The sequence below is a fragment of the Nonomuraea roseoviolacea subsp. carminata genome (assembly GCF_024172185.1).
Lineage (GTDB): Bacteria > Actinomycetota > Actinomycetes > Streptosporangiales > Streptosporangiaceae > Nonomuraea > Nonomuraea roseoviolacea.
Genome location: NZ_JAMZEC010000001.1, coordinates 6,729,288 through 6,748,893 on the forward strand (window position 1 = coordinate 6,729,288; position 19,606 = coordinate 6,748,893).

Here is a 19,606-nt window from a genome sequence, read left to right on the forward strand (position 1 = left end):
GGGCAGGACGCTCCCAGGACCTTCGAACTCTTGTCAATACTTTCGAAGACTGTCGTCCATTGACGGCTATAGGGGGATGCTCGAAGGTATTGACAAGTTTTCGAAAGTCACCATGATGGGCTGCACCACGGCCGCTCGGCCGGCTCCCCCGCCCCCAGGAGGTTCGGAGATGCTGCTACGACAGGGCGAGCCCGCCGCGCCACCCGTGGCCGGGCCCGCCCACCGGCTCAAGGCCGGCGCGCGCGGCGACGGGCGGCTCGCCGCCGCCTTCCTCGCGCCCGCGCTCATCGGGTTCGGCCTGTTCTACCTGTATCCGGCGCTGCGCGGCGCCTGGTACTCGATGACCGACTGGAACCTGCTGTCGCGGCCCCGCTTCGTCGGCCTCGACAACTACGCCCGGCTCCTCCACGACCCCCTGTTCTGGAACTCGCTCAAGGTCACCGCCGGCTACGTCGTGCTCAACCTCGGCATCCAGCTCGTCGCCGGCCTGGGCCTGGCGGCTCTGCTGCACCGCCTGACGCGCTCGCTGGTGCTGCGGTCGCTGCTCGTGGTGCCGTGGCTGGTGCCCAACGTGACGACCGGCCTGCTGTGGATGTGGCTGCTCGACGCCGACCTCGGCTTCGTCAACCACCTGCTCACCGGCGCCGGGCTGCCCGCCCAGGGCTTCCTCACCTCGCCCGATCTGGCGCTGCCCAGCGTGGCGGTCATCACCTCGTGGAGCGGCACCGGCTACACCGCGCTGCTGCTGTACGCGGGGATGCTGCTGGTGCCGCGGCACGTCTACGAGGCGGCGGCCCTGGACGGCTCCGGCGAGATCCGCACGTTCTTCCGCGTGACGCTGCCGCTGATGCGCCCCATCCTCGCGTTCGTGCTCGTCGTGTCACTGATCGACTCGTTCCAGCTCTTCGACGCCGTGGCGGTCACCACCAAGGGCGGCCCGGTCAACGCCACCCGGGTCATCTACCACTACATCTACGAGCAGGCGTTCACCCACTTCAAGATGGGCTACGCCTCCGCGCTGGCGCTGAGCCTCGTCCTCGTGCTCGGCGTGCTGACCTTCGTCCAGATGCGCCTGCTGCGCGCCTCAGCCTCGGACCTCGCGTGAACCGCCCCTCCCGGATCCGGATCGGCCGCCCGCTCGCCTGGGCCTGCCTGATCCTGGCCGTCGTGATCTCCCTGTTCCCGCTCTACTGGATGCTCCGCACGGCGATCACGCCCGGCCGCGAGCTGGCCGGCGACAACGCCGGGCTGCTGCCCCGGCATCCGACGCTGCTCAACTTCGAGCGCGTGCTGGGCCTGACCACCCGTGAGGAGGCGCGGGCGGCCGGCGGGTCGGGAGCCGACCTGGACTTCTTCCGGTACCTGGGCAACTCGATCCTGTACACGGGGCTCGTCACGGCGGTGCAGACCCTGCTGTGCGCGATGGCCGGCTACGCCTTCGCCCGGCTCCGCTTCCCCGGCCGCGACCTGCTGTTCGGGATGTTCGTGGCCGCCCTCATGGTGCCGCCGATCTTCACGCTGCTGCCCAACTTCGTGCTGGTCAAGGAGCTGGGCTGGCTCGACACCGTCCCGGGTCTCGTCGCGCCGAGCCTGCTCATGACGCCGTTCGCGGTGTTCTTCCTGCGGCAGTTCTTCCTCGGCGTGCCGCGCGACGTGGAGCAGGCGGCCCTCATCGACGGCGCCGGCAAGGGCCTCATCTTCTGGCGGGTGGTGCTGCCGATGAGCCGCGGCCCGCTGCTCACCCTCGCCCTCACCACCGCGGTCTGGACGTGGAACGACTACCTGTGGCCGCTGCTGGTGGCGCCGGGGGAGGAGACCCGCGTGCTCACGGCGGCGCTCGGCATCTTCCTCAAGCAGTCGCCGAACACCGCCCCCGACTGGACCGGCCTCATGGCCGGCTCCGTCCTGTCGATCATCCCCGTGCTGCTGCTCGTGGTCTTCTTCGGCCGCCGGCTCGTGGACTCCATCCAGTTCTCCGGCATGAAAGGTTGACCATGAACAAGGCACATCTGGCGGCGGGCGCGCTGCTGCTGCTCACGGCGGCCTGCGGCGGCTCGGGCGGCCCGGGTGGTTCGGGAGCGGACGACGGGCCGGTCACGCTGACGTACGCGCTGTGGGACGACGCCCAGCAGGGCGCCTACCAGCAGTGCGCCGACGCCTTCCACAAGGCGAACCCCGGCATCACCATCACGATCAACCAGGCCGCCTGGGACCAGTACTGGCAGAACCTCACCACCCAGATGGTCTCCGGCAAGGCCCCCGACGTGATCACCATGCAGACGACCTACTACCCGCAGTTCGTCAAGAACGGCCAGCTCCTCGACCTCGGTCCGATGGCCGAGGCGGACAAGGTCGACTTCGGTCAGTACCGGCCCGGCCTGGCCGATCTGTGGGTCAAGGACGGCAAGCGGTACGGCCTGCCCAAGGACTGGGACACCATCGCCATCGTCTACAACACCGCCCTGGTCAAGAAGGCCGGCCTCGACCTGGGCGACCTCACCTGGAACCCCGCGGACGGCGGCACCTTCGAGAAGGCCCTCGCCCGGCTCACCGTCGACACCTCCGGCCGGCGCGGCGACGAGCCCGGCTTCGACAAGTCGAAGGTCGCCGTGTACGGGATCGTCGCGGAGCTCAACGACGGCTCCCAGGGGCAGAACGGCTGGGGCGACCTGGCCGTCTCCAACGGCTTCCGCTACATCGACAAGAACCCGTTCGGCACCAGGTACTTCTACGACGACCCGAAGCTGGCCGAGACCGCCGCCTGGTTCAGGCGGCTCATGGACAAGGGCTACGCGGCGCCCTACGACAAGAAGAGCTCCCTCGGGCCCGACGTCGTGCTCGGCTCCGGCAAGGGGGCGCTCGGCATCACCGGCTCCTGGATGATCAAGACGTACCTGGACTCGACGGAGCAGAAGTTCGCCTTCGCCCCGCTGCCGACCGGGCCCCAGGGCCGCAAGTCCGCCTACAACGGCCTGGCCGACACCGTCTACGCGGGCACCGAGCACCCGGAGGCGGCGTGGAAGTGGGTGAAGTTCCTCGGCTCGACCGCCTGCCAGGACATCGTCGCCGACAGCGCCGTGGCGTTCCCCGCCATCACCTCCTCCACCGAGCGCGCCGTCAAGGCGCACAAGGCGGCGCACCGCGACGTCAGCGCCTTCACCAGCCAGGCCGACGCGCCGGGCGGCACGTTCCTGCTGCCGGTCAGCGACCACGGCGACGAGATCGACCAGATCGTGGGCACGGCGATGGAGGAGGTCTGGCTCGGCCAGAAGGACGCGCGCACCGCGCTGACGGCCGCCAACCAGCGGGTCAACGCCCTGTTCACCGCGGGCGGCTGACACCTGCCCGCCCCCACCGCTCCGGGGAGGGGTGATGGACGGCGCGCCGCGGAGGGGTGATGGACGGCGCGCCGGGGCCGGCGTGGCAGGGTGGCGGATGGCAGGCCCTCCGCGGGCGGGGAACGGGACGAGGAGATCGTCATGCGCACGTGGCTCACCGAGCGGTTCGACCTGACGGTCCCCCTGGTGGGGGCGCCCATGGCGGGAGTGGGCGCGGGCCGGCTGGCGGCCGCGGTGTCCGCCGCCGGGGCGCTCGGCATGTTCGGCGTCCCCGCCGCCGCCACGGCCGAGTGGATCCGGGAGCAAGCGTCGGTCGCCGCCGCGCCCGGCCGGCCGTACGGGATCGGGCTCATGGCGTGGGCGCTGCCCGGCAACCCCGCCCAGCTCCAGGCCGTCCTCGACGCCCGGCCCGCGGTCGTGTCCGTGAGTTTCGGCCCGTACGAGAGCTATGTCACGGAGCTGCGGCAGGCGGGCATCACGGTCGTCACCCAGGCCGGCACCACGGAGGAGGCGCTGGCCGCCGAGCGGGCCGGGGTGGACGCCGTCGTGGCCCGCGGCGCCGAGGGCGGCGGCCACGGCCGCGCCGACGTGGCGACGCTGCCCCTCCTGGAGGGCGTGCTCGACGCGGTGCGGATCCCGGTCCTGGCCGCCGGGGGCGTCGCCACGGCCCGCGGGCTGGCCGCCGTGCTGGCCGCGGGCGCCGAGGGCGCCTGGGCGGGCACGGCGTTCATGGGCTGCGAGGAGACGACGATCTCCCCGGAGGCTATGCGGCGCCTGCTGGAGGCGGCGGAGACCGACACGGCGTACGGGCGCGTCTTCGACGTGGCGCAGCGGCTCGGCTGGCCGGTCGAGTACGGCGGGCGGGCCCTGCGCAACGCCTTCTTCGACCGGTGGGCCGGCCGGGAGGACGAGCTGGCAGCCGACGACAGCGCCCGGGCCGACCTGGAGACGGCCCGCCGCGACCAGGACTTCGACACCGCCTTCATCTACGTGGGCCAGGGCGTGGGGCTGGTGCGCGAGCGGCGCACGGCCGCCGACGTGGTCGCCGCATTCGCCGGGGCCGAGAAGCTGCTGAACCGTTTCGCCCGGTAGCCGGCCGGGCCTTGACCGTCCGTGCCGGCAGTCGACGGCCCGCTTCCCGAAGACAGGACCTTGCCTGGGTGAATGCCGCCGATCCGGTGGGAGAACCGTGGCCGGGAGGCCGTGGTAAGCTCATACCCGTTGCAGTGTGGTACCCATGAACGTGTGTGCGCCTGACGGGATCCGACCCCTCGGGCGCCTTTTGTTTTCCGGTCATTTCCGGCGGGGCATCGCGGCGACGCGGGGCCCGTGAGGTGCGGGTCCCAGACCTGCGCCTATCGAAGGAGATTGACATGGCGACCGGTACCGTGAAGTGGTTCAACGCGGAAAAGGGCTTCGGCTTCATCGAGCAGGACGGCGGCGGCGCCGACGTCTTCGCCCACTACTCCAACATCGCCGGCCGCGGCTTCCGCGAGCTGCACGAGGGCCAGAAGGTGACCTTCGACATCACCCAGGGCCAGAAGGGCCCGCAGGCGGAGAACATCACCCCCGCCTGACGCGAGTCACCCGGTGAGCCGGTCCCGCCCCTGAAGAAGGGGCGCGGGCCGGCTCGCTGCTTTTCCGGGCCCCTTCTTCAGGGGCGTGACGTGCGGACTATCCGCGGGTACGCGCGGGTTCACGCGGTGCGCAGCGCCTGGACGGCGTCGTCGGCCGTGTCGTACGTCTGGAAGCGCTTGTCCAGGCCCGTCACGCGCAGCAGCCGCGCCATGCGCGGCCCGATGCCGCTGAGCACCGCCCGGCCGCCCGCGCCCGCCGCGCCGTTGATCGTGGAGACGAGCACGCTGAGGCCGGTGGAGTCGCAGAAGTCGACGGCCAGCATGTCGATCACCAGGAGCGGCGGCTCCTCGGGCGCGCCGGCCAGGGCGTCGGTCACGGCCTGGCGCAGGGCTCCCGCCGTGGCGATGTCGAGCTCGCCGGCCAGGGCGACCACGGTCACGCCATCGTGCCGCCCGCCGGTCCAGGAGAAGCCGGCCCGCCTCGCGCCCGCCCGTTCCACGTCGTGCCCTCCCGCCGCCGCGCCCGGGCGGTCTTTCGCGCTTACGGCGCATACGTTCCGAGACACCATGATTGCACAGCGCAAGAGAACGGCGTAACCCCGGCCGGCGGCGCGGCGCCCGTGGCCTTGACGGACAGAGCGAAGCCGCAGTGACCGACCGAGGCACGATATTTCGGTCGGGTGGGTACGTTCTCATGGGTGTGATCGTTGTCACACGGGGCGGCGCCGGCCGGCCGTCGAGGTCACCGGCCAGCGCCGGGGTCCCGCGTGTAGCGGAGCAGGTCGCCCGGCTGGCAGTCGAGGACCTCGCACAGCCGGGCCAGTGTCGAGAACCTGATGGCCCGGCCCTTGCCGGTCTTGAGGATGGACAGGTTGGCGATCGTCACCTCGACCCGGTGGGACAGCTCGGTCAGCGTCATGCCGCGCCGGGCGAGCAGCTCGTCGAGCCGGACCTCGACGCGCCCGTCGAGCTCTCCGGGCGGCACTCAGACCGTGCCTTCGAGATCGTCGAGCATGGCCAGCCCGCGCCCGATCACCTCGGCCGCCACGAACGCCCCCACTCCCATCAGCACGGCCACGACCGGCGGTTCGATGTCGCCCGGTACCAGCGGCGGATCGACGGTCAGCAGCCGCGCGGCCACGGACGTGGCCGCGAAGTCGAGGGCGAAGGCCGCCAGCGAGCCGAGCGTGAGGACGGTCCCGATCCGGCGCAGGTCACGCACCGTGGCGGCGGAGAAGAACGCCCGGTCCCCGGCCACGCCCCTGCCGGTGATCCGTACCAGCCAGAACAGGGACAGCAGGATCGCCAGCATCCCCGGCAGCCAGGTGGGCAGGTGCAGCACGGCCAGCAGCGGCGCGTGGGCCGGGTCGTACAGGGTCGCGTCCACGGTGACGCCGACCGCCCGCGCCCCGGGGGCGAGGGCGCCGTCGAACGACACGCCGGTGTGGGACGGCCGCAGCCCGGTGAAGCCGAAGTCCGGCCTCGCGGCCGGGACGACGCCGAGGATGACGTCGCCCGCCAGCCGCGCGAGCAGGCCGAGCGTCGTGAGCAATAGCATCGAAAAACGATAAAACAAGTCCGGTTTGTGGCGGGTGTGGCCTGCTGTGTGACGGGAAGCGGGCAGGTATGGGGAGCAGCACGAACGGGGTCGGCGGGGAGAGCGGCGAGGACAGGATCGTCACGGTGTCGTCCTGGCGGGAGCTGGACGACGCGATCAGCGAGGTGAGCGGACGCCGAGGGCCGCACCCGCGCGGCGGCCCCTCGCACTCCGCCGTGGTGTTCCGTGGCCGGTCGCGCCCCCCGCACTCGCACCTGTCCGGGCTGGCGCGGCTGGCCGGTGAGTACCCGGCCGTGGAGCGCCACCTCATCCGCAACTTCCGCAAGTACGCCCATCGCCAGGCGCCCGGCCCGACGATCTGGGACTGGCTGGCGCTCGGCCAGCACCACGGGTTGCCCACGCGGCTGGTCGACTGGACGTTCTCGCCGCTGGTCGCGCTGCACTTCGCCACGGCGGCCTGGCCGCACGACGAGGCCATGCTCATCGGGCTCGACTGCGAGGCGGCGCACCGGCTCCTGCCCGGGCCGCTGCGGGACGTCCTGGACCGCGAGGGCGCGGTGCTGTTCACGACCGAGATGCTCGCCCGCAGCGCCCCCGACCTGGACAGCTTCGGCAAGCTGGCGGGCGCGGAGCCGTTCCTGGCCCTGTTCGAGCCGCCGTCGCTGGACGAGCGGATCGTCACCCAGTCGTCGGTGCTCTCGGCGCTGTCGGACGTGACCTGGTCGGTGGAGCGGTGGCTGAACGCCCATCCCGACCTGTGGTGGGCGTGGCGGATCCCGCCGGACGTCAAGGCCGAGGTGCGCGAACGGCTCGACCAGGCCGGCATCACCGAGCGGGCCCTGCTGCCCGGCCTGGACGGGCTGGCGGCGTGGCTGCGCCGCTACTACTCGCCCGAGGCCAGCCTGGAGCACCAGGGCGACGAGTGCGCCCCCGGCAACGCCGGCAACGCCTGAGCACGGGACCGGACGCGGTCAGGCGGTCTCGGCGCCGCCTCCCGCCGTGCCGCCCACGAGGGTGCCGTCTTCCGCCGTGCCGCCCACGAGGTGGTCGCGGACCGCGGCGAGGATCCGGTCCGACAGGTCGTCGCCGGCGCAGGCCCGTGACAACGTCAGCGCCCCGACGATGGTGGACAGCTCGACGAGCGCGGTCGCCTCGTCCGAGGCCGTGAGGGGCTTCATGGCTTCGACCAGGTCACGCAGGCCGTCGGCGAACGCCCGGCGGAGCGGGTCGCCCGGTTCCGCGCGTGCGGCGTCCATCGCCAGGGCCGGACAGGGGCAGCCGAGGGCGGGGTTGTCGCGGTGCGGGCCGGACAGGTAGGTCGCGAGGAAGACCGCCCGGGCGGGCCGCTCGGGGGCGTCGTCCTCCGCGAGGTCGTCCAGGGCCGTGACGCGCTCGGCGAACGCGGCCGAGCACGCCTGGGCGATCAGGTCGTCCTTCGAGGTGAAGTGGCGGTAGAAACCGCCGTGGGTCAGCCCCGCCGCCGCCATCGCCTGCGGAACGCTCACCTTGTCGACGCCGTGCGCGCGCACCAGCCTCGCCGTGGCCTCGATCACCTGTTCGCGGTGCCGCTCGGCCTCGGCCCGGGACGCTCGGGGCATGGTCCGCACTTCCTTCCGTGCTATAGATGATGCTAATAATCTATTCTAACCGGAAGTCAGAAGGAGGTCCCCATGGTGGCGATCAGAGATTCCGTGGCGCTGGTGACCGGCGGCCAGCGCGGCCTCGGCAGGGCGTTCGCGGACGCGCTCCTGGAGCGCGGCGCGGAGAAGGTCTACGTGACCGCACGCAAGCCCGCCCCCGCCCACGACCCGCGGATCCGGCCCGTCCCCCTCGACGTCACCGACCCCGACGCGGTCTCGGCCCTCGCCGCCCAGGCCCGGGACGTGGACATCGTCTTCAACAACGCGGGAGTCCTGTACCCCTCGCCCCTGCTGACGGCCGACATGGCGGACGTGGTCGCGACGTTCGAGACGAACGTGTTCGGCGCGCTCCGGGTGGCGCAGGGCTTCGCCCCGATCCTCGCGGCGAACGGCGGCGGAGCGCTGGTGGACATGCACTCCGTGCTCTCCTGGGCCGTCGGCGCCGGAGCCTACGGCGCCTCCAAGGCCGCGCTGTGGTCGATGACCAACGCCCTGCGCGTGGAGCTGGCGCCGCAGGGCACCCAGGTCGTCGGCGTCCACCTCGGTCTGGCCGACACGGACATGGTGGCGGAGTTCCCGGCCGCGAAGATCTCGCCCGCCGAGGTCGCCGAAGCGGTCCTGGACGGCATCGAGAACGGCGCCACCGAGGTGCTCGTCGACGCGGTCAGCCGGCAGATCAAGGCGGCGCTGTCCGGCCCGGTCGAAGGACTCACCCTGCCCATCGGACGTTGAAGGAGAAGGCGATGCCGCTCTGGCACATCCACCACCCCGCCGGCGCCTACTCCGAGCAGCAGAAGCGCGAGCTCGCCGAGGACGTCACCGAGTTCTACGCCCGGCACGGGCTGCCGAGGTTCTACGTCGTCACGCTGTTCCACGAGATCCCGCGGGCCTCGTTCCTGGTCGGCGGCGAGCCGTCGGACGACACCGTGCGGATCGTGGTCGAGCACATCGCCCGCCACGCCGAGGATCCCGGCCTGCGCGAGCGGATGAGCGAGGCGCTGAGCCGCCTGCTGGCCCCGCACACCCTCGACCGCGGACTGCACTGCGAGTTCCACGTCGACGAGACCCCACGGGACCTGTGGATGATCGACGGGCTGTGGCCGCCGCCCACGGGCACGGAGGCGGAACGGCGCTGGGCGCGCGAGAACCGGCCCGTGCCCTACTGAACCCGCGCACCGGTCAGGACGTCTGGAACTCGGCGACGTTGGCCTTCGTGGCGATCTTCACCGGCACGGCCACCGTCTTCGCGATCGTCTCGCCGTTGGCCGCCCGCACCGCGGCCTCCACGGCCCGCTGGCCGAGCAGCTTCGGCTGCTGGGCGATCGTCGCGGTCATGGTGCCCGCCGCGACCGCCTTCAGCCCGTCGGGCGTGCCGTCGAAGCCGACCACCTTGACCTGCTGACCGGCCTTGGCGCCGAGCGCCTTGATCGCGCCGAGCGCCATCTCGTCGTTCTCGGCGAACACGCCCTTCAGGTCGGGGTGCGACTGGAGCAGGTTCGTCATGACGTCCAGGCCCTTGGTGCGGTCGAAGTCGGCCGGCTGCTGGGCGACCACCTGGACGCCCGGGAACGCCTTGATGCCCTCGGTGAAGCCCTGGCCGCGGTCACGGCTGGCGGACGTGCCGGGCACCCCCTGCAGGACCACCACCTTGCCGCTCCCGCCCACCGCCTTGGCCAGCTCCTGGGCCGCGTACCGGCCGCCCGCCACGTTGTCGGAGGCGACGGTCTGGGCGACCTCGGCGCCGTTGACGCCGCGGTCGGCGGCGATCACCGGGATGGAGACGCGGTCGGCGGCCTTGACCGCGGGCGCCGCCGCGTCGGAGTCGACCGGGTTGATGATGATCGCCTTCATGCTCTGGCTGGTGAAGTTCTGCACCTGGTTGACCTGCTGCGAGGCGTCGTTCTGGGCGTCGGTGACGGTCAGCGCGACGCCGAGCCGGGCGGCCGCGGCCTGCGCGCCGTCCCTGAACTGCACGAAGTACGGGTTGTTCAGCGTCGACACCGACATGCCGATCTTGACGCCGGCCCCGCCGGACGAGCCGCCCCCGGACGAGCCCGCCGTGGCCGCCGTGCCCGCCGCACCGGACGAGCCGCACCCCGCCAGGCCCGCCACCAGGGCGGCCGTGGCCAGGACTGTCGCGGAAATCCGCATGATCTTCCCCCTCCTAGGACGTTTCCCTGCGGCGCAGGGTGTCGACGAGGACCGCGAGCGCGATGACCACGCCGATCACCACCTGCTGCCAGAAGGCCGAGACCGACAGCAGGTTGAGCCCGTTGCGCAGGACGGCCAGGATGAGCGCCCCGACGAACGTGCCGAGCGCCCGTCCCTTGCCGCCGGACAGGCTGGCCCCGCCGATGACCACGGCCGCGATCGCGTCCAGCTCGTAGCCGGTGGCGGCCTGCGGCTGGGCCGAGGCCAGGCGGCTGGCCAGCACGATGCCGGCCACCGCGGCGAACCCGCCCGACAGCGCGTACGTGATGAGCTTCTGCCGGTCCACCTTGATGCCGGACAGCCGGGCGGCCTCCTCGTTGCCCCCGATCGCGTACATGGCGCGGCCCGCGTACGTGCGGTTGAGGATCACGGCCGCGACGACCCCCATGACGACCATGACGATGACGGGCACGGGCAGGTAGCGGCCGATCGTGTCGCCGAGGTGCGCCACCTGCGCCGGCAGCTCGATGGGGCTGCCCTGCGAGATCACCAGGGCGAGGCCCCGGGCGACGCCGAGCATGGCCAGGGTGGCGATGAACGGCGGCAGCTTGCCGTACGCGATGAGGACGGCGTTGACCAGCCCGCACGCCACGCCCACGGCCAGCCCCGCGACGGTGGCGACCGGCCACGGCCAGCCCGCGGGCGTGGCGCCCCAGGCCAGCACGATGGCCGACAGCGCGGCCACGGACCCGACCGACAGGTCGATGCCGCCGGTGACGATGACGAACGTGGAGCCGAACGCGAGGATCGCGGTCACGGCCGCCTGGACGCCCACGTTGAGCAGGTTGGTGACGCTGAGGAAGTCGGACGACAGCAGTGACAGCCCGACGACGAGCACGACGAGCGCGACCAGCGCGCCGTTCTCGGCGAGCCACAGCGCCACCGGCGAGCGCCGCTGGACGAGCACGTTACTGGACACGGCCACCCTCCACCTCCGCGACGGCCATCGCCATCACGTCGTCCTGCGTGGCGCCGGCGGCCGGGAGCTCGCCGACGAGGCGGCCGCGCGCCATGACGAGGATCCGGTCGCTCATCCCGAGCACCTCCGGCAGGTCGCTGGAGATCATCAGGACGGCGTCGCCCGCGGCGGTCAGCTCGTTGACAAGCTGGTAGATCTCGACCCGCGCGCCCACGTCGACGCCCCGGGTCGGCTCGTCGAGGATGAGCACGCGGGCCCCCGCCACGAGCCACTTGCCGATGACCACCTTCTGCTGGTTGCCGCCGGACAGGGTGCGGACCTCCTGGTCGAGGCCCGCCATGCGGATGCCGAGCCGGCCGGCGACCTTGGCGGCGGCGCTGCGCTGGCCCTTGCGGTCCACGAAGCCGGCCCGGGTGGCGTCGCGCAGGGTGACCAGGCCCAGGTTCTCGGCCACGGCGGCGCCCAGCACCAGGCCCTGGCCCTTGCGGTCCTCGGGGACGAGGCCGAGCCCCGCCTCCATGGCCGCGTGCACGTCCCCGGGCGGCACCCGCCGGCCGTTCACGGTGACCTCGCCCGCGTCGTAGTGGTCGGCGCCGAAGACCGCCCGCGCGACCTCCGTCCGGCCCGCGCCGACGAGCCCGGCCACGCCGACCACCTCACCGGCGCGCACCTCGAACGACACGTCCGCGAACACGCCCCGCCGGGTCAGCCCCCTGACCTTCAGCAGCGGCTCGCCGGGGCGGGCGCGCTTGCGCGGGTACTGCTGGTCGATGGGGCGGCCCACCATGAGGCGGACCAGCTCGTCGTGCGGGGTGGAGGCGGGCACCTCGGCCACGGAGCGGCCGTCGCGCAGCACGGTCACCCGGTCGCCGATCTGCGGGATCTCCTCCAGGTGGTGGGTGATGAACACGATCGACACGCCCTCGTCGCGCAACTGCCGGACGATCGCGAACAGCTTCTCGACCTCGCCGGTGGTCAGCACCGCGGTCGGCTCGTCCATGATGAGGATCCGCGCCTCCAGCGCCAGCGCCTTGGCGATCTCGACCATCTGCATGCGCGCGATGCCGAGCCGGCCGACGGGCGTGCGCGGATCGACGCGCACGTCCACGCGGGCCAGCAGGCCGGCCGCGTCCCGTTCCATGCGGGCCCGGTCCACCAGGCCGAAGCGGCGCGGCGGGCGGCCGAGCGCCAGGTTCTCGGCCACCGTGAGCTGGGGGACCAGGTTGAACTCCTGGTAGATGGTGGCGATCCCGAGCGCCCGGGCGTCGCCCGCCGACCGGATCCGCACCGGCCGCCCGTCCATCAGCACCCGGCCGCCGTCGGGGTGGTAGGCGCCGGACAGGATCTTGATGAGCGTGCTCTTCCCGGCGCCGTTCTCGCCCAGCAGCACGTGGACCTCGCCCGCGCGCAGGCTCAGGTCCACCCCGTCCAGGGCGAGGACGCCCGGGAACTGTTTGCGCAGGCCCTCGGCCCGGAGAATGTCCCCCGTCACGTCGTGATACTTGCCGATAACAGGCCGTACGAACCTGAAAGGCACAGGTCAGGTACGCCGCCGGGGTTCCCGGGAGGTCAGGGGCGGACTGCCGGGGGAGGGGCGGTGCTCCCGCGCGGGACGAGCCGGGCGTCCTCGTCGCGCACGCCCTCGACCAGCTCGCCGCCGATCAGCGCCAGCAGCGCGCGCGCCGCGTGCGCCCCGTACGCGGGGATGTCGCGGGTGAGCGCGCTCAGCGCGGGCCGGACGATCTGCGACAGCGGCGAGTCGTCCCAGGCCACGATCGACAGGTCGCCGGGCACGTCGAGCCGCATCTCCTGGGCCGCCGACATGCCGGCCACGGCCATGATGTCGTTGTCGTAGACGACGGCGGTCGGCCGGGTGGGCGAGCCGACCAGGCGGCGCGTGGCCCGGGCGCCCTCGCCGCCGGTGTAGTCGGTGTGCATGATGGCGTGCCACTCCAGCCCGAGCTCCTCGCACACGGCGGTGAACGCCTGGTCGCGCAGCGCGGTGTGGACCAGCTCGGGCAGGCCCGCCACCCGGGCGATGCGGCGGTGGCCGAGCGCGGCGAGGCACTCGACGGTCTCGCGGACGGCCGCGGCGTCGTCGGACCAGACCGGCGTCAGCGCGCCCGCCTGCGACGGATGGCCGATCACCACCGCGGGCAGCCCCAGCTCCTCCAGCGTGCTCACGCGCGGGTCGTCGAAGCGCAGGTCGACGAGGATCGCGCCGTCCACCCGGCGCTCGCCCCACCAGCGCCGGTGGACCTCCGCCTCCTGCTCGGGCGTGGCGGCCACCTGGAGCATCAGCGCGTACGAGTGGTCGGCGAGCACGCCCTCGATGCCGCTGATCAGCTCCATGAAGAACGGCTCCACGCCGAGGATGCGCGCGGGCCGGCACAGGGTCAGCCCCACCGAGCGGGCCCGCGCCCCGCTCAGCGCCCGCGCCGCGCTGTTGGGCCGCCAGCCGATCTCCTCGGCGATCGCCTTGATCGCGGCGCGCCTGGCCTCCGACACCCCCGGCCGGTCGTTCAGGGCGTACGAGACCGCCACCTTGGACACGCCCGCCCGGCGCGCGATGTCGGCGATCGTCGGTCGCTTCACCGGCCACCCCTCGGTCCGCCGCCGAGTGAACCGGTTAGCCACTCGTGCACCCGAACCCTACTACCGCGCCGCCCGGATGGCACGACCTGGGTCGAGCGCCGGAGGCGGCTCGATCGAAGAGGGGTCTTGACGCGGCGTCCGGGTGACTTTACGTTCGCGTTACTTCACCGGTTCAGTGGGAGCGCTCTCATGCGGGCGGGTGGCGAATCGGGGGCTGACACAGACGGTCGAGCCTCCGCCGCGGAAGGCCGCGGCGGGGGAAGGAGACACAGATGCGCAAGCGGACGCCGATCCTCGTCCCGCTCCTGGCGGCGGCGACTCTGACCGCCGCCGCGTGCTCCGGCGGCGGTCCCACCGTGGGCCCGACGGCAGCCCCTCCGGGTCCCCAGGGGACGAGCGGGCCGAACCCCGGAGCGCTGCCCCGCAACGAGACCCTCTACACCACCGGCACCCAGTGGGGGCCGCCCGCCAACTTCAACCCCATCCGCGAGTGGGACTCCGCGACCGGCACCAAGGGCCTGGTCTACGAGACCCTGTTCCACTACGACCCCAATGCCGCCAAGCTCGTCCCGTGGCTGGCCGAGAGCGGCTCCTGGACCAGCCCCACCGTGTACGAGGCCAGGCTGCGCGCCGGCGTGAAGTGGTCCGACGGCAAGCCGCTGACGGCCAAGGACGTCACCTTCTCCTTCGGGCTCGGCAAGATGGCGACCAGCCCCTACCACCACCTGTGGGACTGGCTGAAGAGCGCCGACGCCGTGGACGAGCGGACCGTGCGCTTCACCTTCACCACCGCCAACTACCAGGAGTGGGACTTCAACCTCTACAGCCGCTCGATCGTGCCCGAGCACCTGTGGTCCGGCCGGTCGGAGGAGGACGTGCTCAACGGCGTCAACGACAGGCCCGTCGGCACCGGCGCCTACACCTACCAGAGCCACGACCAGGACCGCGTCGTCTGGAAACGGCGCGACGACTGGTGGGGCAAGAGCGCGCTCGGGGTCGAGCCGAAGCCCCGCTACATCGTGGACGTGGCCACCCCCGGCAACGAGGTGGCCATGGGCATGCTGCTGCAGAAGGGCCTCGACCTGAGCAACAACTTCCTGCCCGGCGTCGCCAACCTGGTCAAGGGCAACTTCGGCATCGTGTCCTACTACGACCAGCCGCCGTACATGCTGTCGGCCAACACCGCCTGGCTGGTGCCCAACACCCGTAAGAAGCCGATGGACGACCCGGCCTTCCGCAAGGCGCTCGCCTCGTCCGTCGACACCAAGAAGATCGTCGAGGGCGTGTACGGCAACCTGGTCAAGGCGGCCGGCCCGACCGGGCTGCTGCCGCAGTGGGAGCAGTTCGTCGACCAGGCGGTGGTGGCCCGCGCCGGCTTCGCCTTCGACACCGCCAAGGCCAGGAAGACGCTCGCCGACGCCGGCTACCGCGACCGCGACGGCGACGGGCTCGTGGAGGACAAGGACGGCGCCAAGATCAAGCTGACCCTCATCGTGCCCACCGGCTGGACCGACTGGATGGAGGCCGCCCGCACCATCGCGGCCGGCGCCAAGGCCGCCGGCATCGACGTCACCCCCGACTTCCCCGACTTCAACGCCCTCATCGAGAAGCGCGGCAAGGGCGACTTCGACCTGCTGCTCAACAACGAGCGGCAACTGTCCAACACGCCCTGGACCTACTACGACTACCTCTTCCAGCTCCCCGTCCAGAAGACGCAGAACACCGTCAACTTCGGCCGCTACGAGAACAAGCGGGCCTGGCAGCTCGTCCAGCGGCTCGACCAGGTCAGGACCGACGACACGGCGGGCATGAAGGCGATCATCTCCCAGCTCCAGCAGATCCATCTGGACGAGATGCCGGTCATCCCGCTCTGGTACAACGGCCTGTGGGCGCAGTCCAGCGTCAGCGTGTGGAAGAACTGGCCGTCGGCCAAGCCGGGCGCCCCCAAGTCGGCGCCCGCCATGTGGCGCAACTGGATGGAGCTCGGCGGCTTCGAGACCCTCACCCAGATCCAGCCCGCAGCCTCCTAACGCCGGAGCCCTCACGTGCGTCGTTACTTCGGCAGGAAACTGCTCGTCTACGCCCTGACCTTCGTGGTCGCCGTCACCGTCAACTGGATGATCCCGCGCTTCATGCCGGGCGACCCCGTCGCCGGCATGGTGGCCCGGGCCGGCGTCTCCCAGCCCGCCGCCGCCGAGGCCATGCGGGCCTACTACACGAACCTGTTCGGCCTCGACCGGCCGCTGTGGCAGCAGTACGCGAGCTTCTGGGGCACGCTGCTGCGGGGCGACTTCGGCATCAGCATCTGGCTGTTCCCCACCCCGGTCAGCACGGTCATCCTGCGCGCCGTGCCGTACACGCTCGCGCTCATGGTGCCGGCCGTGCTGCTGAGCTGGGTCGCCGGCAACCGGCTCGGCGCGTTCGCGGCGCGGCGCCGGCTGCTCGACAACACCGTCCTGCCCCTCGGGTACGTCCTGACCGCCACGCCGTACATGTGGCTGGCCGTGATCCTCGCCTGGGGGCTGGGCGTCGTGGCCGGCTGGTTCCCCGTGGCCGGCGGCTACAGCTTCTCCCTGCAGCCCTCCCTCACCGCCGGCTTCCTGCTCGACCTGCTGCACCACTGGGTGCTGCCGTTCCTGTCGCTGTTCCTGGTCGCGCTCGGCGGCTGGGCCATCGGCATGCGCAACATGATCATCTATGAGCTGGAGTCGGACTACGCGTCCTACCTGGCCGCGCTCGGCGCGCCCGCCCGGCTGATCCGCCGCTACGCCTTCCGCAACGCCCTGCTGCCGCAGATCACCGGGCTGGCCCTGCAGCTCGGTGTACTGGTGGCCGGCGCGCTCGTCACCGAGATCGTCTTCTCCTATCCCGGCCTGGGCAGCCTCATCCTCAAGGCCATCCAGAACCAGGACTTCTTCCTCCTCCAGGGCACGTTCATGTTCATCGTGATCGGGGTGCTCGTGGCCAACTTCGTCATCGACCTCGTGTACGTCGTCGTCGATCCCCGTACCCGGGCCGGAATGGCGGGGGCGCGGGGATGACGGCGGCCCTCACCGAGACCCGGCCCGAGCCGCGCGCGGTGCGGCGCGAGGCCCTGCACTTCGCCGTGCGCAACGGCAAGCTGGTCACCGGCTTCGCCGTCGTGCTGGTCCTGCTGCTGACCGGCCTGCTCGGGCCGCTGCTGCTCGGCTCGGCCCCGCCCAACGAGTACGTCGCCGCGCCCATGCTGCCGCCGTCGGCCGAGCACTGGTTCGGCACCACGACCTTCGGCCAGGACGTCTTCACCCAGTTCGTCCACGGCCTGCGCACCACGTTCGCCGTCGGCGCGCTCGGCGGCGGCATCGCCGCGCTGATCGCGATGGTGGTCGGCTTCGCCGCCGGCTACCGGGGCGGGCTGCTGGACGAGGCGCTGACCATGCTCACCAACGTCATCCTCGTCATCCCGACCCTGGCGGTGCTGCTCATCGTCAACGCCTACCTCGGCATCCGGGGCGTCGCCGTGCAGGGCCTGTTCATCGGGCTCACCTCCTGGCCGTGGGCGGCCCGCGCGGTCCGGGCGCAGACGTTCTCGCTGCGCACCCGCGACTTCGTGGACCTGGCCCGGCTCAGCGGCCTCGGCACGGGGCGGATCATCGCCCGCGAGATCGCGCCCAACATGAGCTCCTACCTGTTCATGACGTTCATCCTGCTGTTCGGCGGCTCCGTCCTCATCGCCTCCTCCCTCGACTTCATCGGCCTCGGCCCCACCGAGGGCGTCTCGCTCGGGCTGATGCTGCAGAACGCCACCCAGTGGAGCGCTCTCCAGCTCGGCCTGTGGTGGTGGTTCGTCCCGCCCGGCGCGGCGATCACCGCCGTCGTCGGCGCCCTGTACGTCGCCAACGTCGGCCTCGACGAGGTCTTCAACCCGAAGCTGAGGACGACATGAGCCTGACGGTCACCGACCTGCGGGTCTCCTACCAGACGCTGCGCGGCGAGGTGCGGGCGCTCGACGGCGTGTCGTTCACCGTGGCCGACGGCGAGATCCTCGGCCTGGCCGGCGAGTCCGGCTGCGGCAAGACGACGCTCGGCAAGAGCCTCATCCGGCTGGACGGCCGCATGCGCCACGCCGGAGGCACCGTCGAGCTGGACGGCCGCGAGCTGCCCATCGGCGACGACCGGGCCATGAACGCCTTCCGCTTCCGCGAGGTCTCGCTCGTGCCGCAGTACTCGATGAGCGCGCTCAACCCGACCCGCAGGATCGGCCGCATGGTGGCCGAGCTGCTACGCTCGCGCGGCGAGACCCTCGACCGCGCCAAGCTGGAGACGCGCCTCGGCCAGGTCGGGCTGCCGCGCGAGGTGCTCGACCGCTACCCGATCGAGCTGTCCGGCGGCATGAAGCAGCGCGTGGTCATGGTCGTCTCGACCCTGCTCGACCCGTCGCTGCTGATCGCCGACGAGATCACCTCCGCGCTCGACGTCTCCACCCAGCAGGCGGTCGCGCGGGCGCTGGCCGGCTTCCGCGACGCCGGCCACGTCAGGAGCATGGTCTTCATCACCCACGACCTCGCCCTCACCGCCCGCATCGCCGACACGATCATGGTGATGTACGCGGGGATGCTCGCCGAGAAGGCGCCCGCCAAGACCATGGTCGAGCAGCCGCGCCACCCGTACACCCGCATGCTCGTCGACGCGCTGCCCGAGGTCGGCGCCCGGCACGCGGGCCGGCGGCTGACCGGCATCGCCGGCAGCCCGCCCGCGCTGCTCGACCCGCCGCCCGGCTGCCGCTTCCGCGAGCGCTGCCCCCTCGCCGACGACGGCTGCGCCGAGCGGCCGCCCGTCACCGAGGTCGCCCCCGGTCACCACGTCGCCTGCTGGAAGGTCTGATGCTCACCCCCGACATGCTGAAACTCGACGACGTCACCAAGACGTACCGCGTCGGCGCCCTCGGCGGGAAGGCGGTGACCGCCGTGGACCGCGTCAGCTTCGACGTCCGGGCCGGCGAGGTGGTCTCGCTCATCGGCGAGAGCGGCAGCGGCAAGTCCACGATCGGCCGCATGGTCCTCGGCCTCACCCCCGTCACGAGCGGCTCCATCACCGTCGCCGGCGCCCCCGTCCGCCCCGGCCGCGCCTACTACCGCTCCGTCCAGGGCGTCTTCCAGGACCCGTTCAGCTGCTACAACCCGGTCTTCAAGGCCGACCGGGTGTTCCGGCTGATCAAGGAGACGTACCATCCGGGCGTGCCCGAGGACGAGTGGGCCGAGCGGGTCCGCGCGGCCGTGCGCGACGTCCGCCTCAACCCCGGGGAGGTCCTCGGCAAGTACCCCCACCAGCTCAGCGGCGGCCAGCTCCAGCGCCTGCTCATCGCCCGCGCGCTGCTGCTGGACCTCAAGCTGCTCGTCGCCGACGAGATCACCAGCATGCTCGACGCCTCCACCCGCGTCGACGTGCTGAACCTGCTGGCCGACCTCAAGACCCGCGGTCTGGCCGTGCTGTACGTCACGCACGACCTCGCGCTCGGCACCTACCTCGCCGAGCGGACCGTCGTGCTGTGGCGCGGCACGGTCGTGGAGCGCGGCCCGACCGAGCAGGTGTTCGGCGACCCGCTGCACCCCTACACCCGCCGGCTGCTGGCGGCCGTGCCCCGGCTGCACGCTCCCTGGGAGGACGCGCCCGAGGTGCGATCCTGCCCCTACCACGACGTGGGCGGCACCGGAGGGCTGGCGGAGGCCACGCCGGGGCACTTCGTGGCCTGCGCCCGGCTCAGCGACTGCCGAGGAGACGTTCCTTGA

Annotated in this window: 21 protein-coding genes; 13 read left to right on the forward strand and 8 right to left on the reverse strand. The window is 72.1% G+C overall.

All coding sequences use genetic code 11. From position 1 onward, the window contains the following. Positions 1 to 169: 169 nt before the first annotated feature. From HD595_RS31090 to HD595_RS31110, 5 genes are all read left to right on the forward strand, one after another. The gene (locus HD595_RS31090) at positions 170 to 1,105 is read left to right on the forward strand and encodes a carbohydrate ABC transporter permease (RefSeq protein WP_253775200.1); all 936 of its coding nucleotides are present in this window, start codon (positions 170 to 172) and stop codon (positions 1,103 to 1,105) included. Further along, positions 1,102 to 1,992, forward strand: a complete 891-nt coding sequence (locus HD595_RS46935) for a carbohydrate ABC transporter permease (protein WP_253775202.1) — start codon at positions 1,102 to 1,104, stop codon at positions 1,990 to 1,992. The genes HD595_RS31090 and HD595_RS46935 overlap by 4 nt, the downstream gene beginning before the upstream one ends. Before the next feature lie 2 nt (positions 1,993 to 1,994). Beyond that, the gene (locus HD595_RS31100; protein ID WP_253775204.1) at positions 1,995 to 3,338 is read left to right on the forward strand and encodes an ABC transporter substrate-binding protein; all 1,344 of its coding nucleotides are present in this window, start codon (positions 1,995 to 1,997) and stop codon (positions 3,336 to 3,338) included. Between the two features lie 141 nt (positions 3,339 to 3,479). Further along, positions 3,480 to 4,430 (forward strand): NAD(P)H-dependent flavin oxidoreductase, encoded by a 951-nt coding sequence (locus HD595_RS31105; protein WP_253775206.1) that lies wholly within the window; start codon positions 3,480 to 3,482, stop codon positions 4,428 to 4,430. A 281-nt stretch (positions 4,431 to 4,711) separates the two neighbouring features. Further along, positions 4,712 to 4,915: a cold-shock protein gene (locus HD595_RS31110; protein WP_253775208.1), complete on the forward strand. Its 204-nt coding sequence runs from the start codon at positions 4,712 to 4,714 to the stop codon at positions 4,913 to 4,915. Positions 4,916 to 5,034: 119 nt separating this feature from the next. Here the strand turns inward: HD595_RS31110 and HD595_RS31115 are convergent, their stop codons facing one another. The 3 genes from HD595_RS31115 to HD595_RS31125 form a co-directional block, all read right to left on the reverse strand. Then, complete coding sequence (locus HD595_RS31115) at positions 5,035 to 5,415, reverse strand: STAS domain-containing protein (RefSeq protein WP_253775209.1); 381 nt, start codon at positions 5,413 to 5,415, stop codon at positions 5,035 to 5,037. A gap of 242 nt (positions 5,416 to 5,657) precedes the next feature. Then, the gene (locus HD595_RS31120; RefSeq protein WP_253775210.1) at positions 5,658 to 5,900 is read right to left on the reverse strand and encodes a helix-turn-helix domain-containing protein; all 243 of its coding nucleotides are present in this window, start codon (positions 5,898 to 5,900) and stop codon (positions 5,658 to 5,660) included. Further along, positions 5,901 to 6,473 carry a DUF2975 domain-containing protein gene (locus tag HD595_RS31125; RefSeq protein WP_253775211.1) on the reverse strand — a complete coding sequence of 191 codons (573 nt, stop codon included), beginning with the start codon at positions 6,471 to 6,473 and terminating at the stop codon, positions 5,901 to 5,903. A gap of 68 nt (positions 6,474 to 6,541) precedes the next feature. Here HD595_RS31125 and HD595_RS31130 point away from each other — a divergent pair, with 68 nt between their 5' ends. Further along, positions 6,542 to 7,426: an FRG domain-containing protein gene (locus tag HD595_RS31130; RefSeq protein ID WP_253775212.1), complete on the forward strand. Its 885-nt coding sequence runs from the start codon at positions 6,542 to 6,544 to the stop codon at positions 7,424 to 7,426. Positions 7,427 to 7,444: 18 nt separating this feature from the next. Here the strand turns inward: HD595_RS31130 and HD595_RS31135 are convergent, their stop codons facing one another. Further along, positions 7,445 to 8,071, reverse strand: a complete 627-nt coding sequence (locus HD595_RS31135; RefSeq protein WP_253775214.1) for a TetR/AcrR family transcriptional regulator — start codon at positions 8,069 to 8,071, stop codon at positions 7,445 to 7,447. 72 nt (positions 8,072 to 8,143) lie between these two features. Between HD595_RS31135 and HD595_RS31140 the strand changes: the two genes are divergently transcribed. Together HD595_RS31140 and HD595_RS31145 are read left to right on the forward strand one after the other, a co-directional pair. Continuing rightward, on the forward strand, positions 8,144 to 8,845 hold the full coding sequence (locus tag HD595_RS31140; RefSeq protein ID WP_253775216.1) for an SDR family oxidoreductase: 702 nt from the start codon (positions 8,144 to 8,146) through the stop codon (positions 8,843 to 8,845). Positions 8,846 to 8,856: 11 nt separating this feature from the next. Beyond that, positions 8,857 to 9,279 carry a tautomerase family protein gene (locus tag HD595_RS31145; protein WP_253775218.1) on the forward strand — a complete coding sequence of 141 codons (423 nt, stop codon included), beginning with the start codon at positions 8,857 to 8,859 and terminating at the stop codon, positions 9,277 to 9,279. A gap of 13 nt (positions 9,280 to 9,292) precedes the next feature. On the opposite strand, the gene HD595_RS31150 is transcribed toward HD595_RS31145, so the two are convergent. The 4 genes from HD595_RS31150 to HD595_RS31165 all read right to left on the reverse strand — a co-directional run bounded on the left by HD595_RS31150 (position 9,293) and on the right by HD595_RS31165 (position 13,838). Beyond that, on the reverse strand, positions 9,293 to 10,264 hold the full coding sequence (locus tag HD595_RS31150; RefSeq protein WP_253775220.1) for a substrate-binding domain-containing protein: 972 nt from the start codon (positions 10,262 to 10,264) through the stop codon (positions 9,293 to 9,295). A 13-nt stretch (positions 10,265 to 10,277) separates the two neighbouring features. Further along, entirely contained in the window at positions 10,278 to 11,243 is a 966-nt protein-coding gene (locus HD595_RS31155) for an ABC transporter permease (RefSeq protein WP_253775221.1), read from the reverse strand. Next, positions 11,233 to 12,735 carry a sugar ABC transporter ATP-binding protein gene (locus HD595_RS31160; protein ID WP_253775223.1) on the reverse strand — a complete coding sequence of 501 codons (1,503 nt, stop codon included), beginning with the start codon at positions 12,733 to 12,735 and terminating at the stop codon, positions 11,233 to 11,235. The genes HD595_RS31155 and HD595_RS31160 overlap by 11 nt, the downstream gene beginning before the upstream one ends. A gap of 77 nt (positions 12,736 to 12,812) precedes the next feature. Beyond that, positions 12,813 to 13,838: a LacI family DNA-binding transcriptional regulator gene (locus tag HD595_RS31165; protein ID WP_253775225.1), complete on the reverse strand. Its 1,026-nt coding sequence runs from the start codon at positions 13,836 to 13,838 to the stop codon at positions 12,813 to 12,815. Between the two features lie 272 nt (positions 13,839 to 14,110). Here HD595_RS31165 and HD595_RS31170 point away from each other — a divergent pair, with 272 nt between their 5' ends. The 5 genes from HD595_RS31170 to HD595_RS31190 are packed head-to-tail and all read left to right on the forward strand — an operon-like array spanning position 14,111 to position 19,606. Then, positions 14,111 to 15,868: an ABC transporter substrate-binding protein gene (locus HD595_RS31170; protein ID WP_253775227.1), complete on the forward strand. Its 1,758-nt coding sequence runs from the start codon at positions 14,111 to 14,113 to the stop codon at positions 15,866 to 15,868. 15 nt (positions 15,869 to 15,883) lie between these two features. Beyond that, complete coding sequence (locus tag HD595_RS31175; protein WP_253775229.1) at positions 15,884 to 16,879, forward strand: ABC transporter permease; 996 nt, start codon at positions 15,884 to 15,886, stop codon at positions 16,877 to 16,879. After that, the gene (locus tag HD595_RS31180; RefSeq protein ID WP_253775231.1) at positions 16,876 to 17,763 is read left to right on the forward strand and encodes an ABC transporter permease; all 888 of its coding nucleotides are present in this window, start codon (positions 16,876 to 16,878) and stop codon (positions 17,761 to 17,763) included. Before HD595_RS31175 ends, HD595_RS31180 begins: the two co-directional genes overlap by 4 nt. Continuing rightward, positions 17,760 to 18,701 carry an ABC transporter ATP-binding protein gene (locus HD595_RS31185; protein WP_253775233.1) on the forward strand — a complete coding sequence of 314 codons (942 nt, stop codon included), beginning with the start codon at positions 17,760 to 17,762 and terminating at the stop codon, positions 18,699 to 18,701. The genes HD595_RS31180 and HD595_RS31185 overlap by 4 nt, the downstream gene beginning before the upstream one ends. Before the next feature lie 14 nt (positions 18,702 to 18,715). Next, positions 18,716 to 19,606, forward strand: a complete 891-nt coding sequence (locus HD595_RS31190) for an ABC transporter ATP-binding protein (RefSeq protein WP_253781377.1) — start codon at positions 18,716 to 18,718, stop codon at positions 19,604 to 19,606.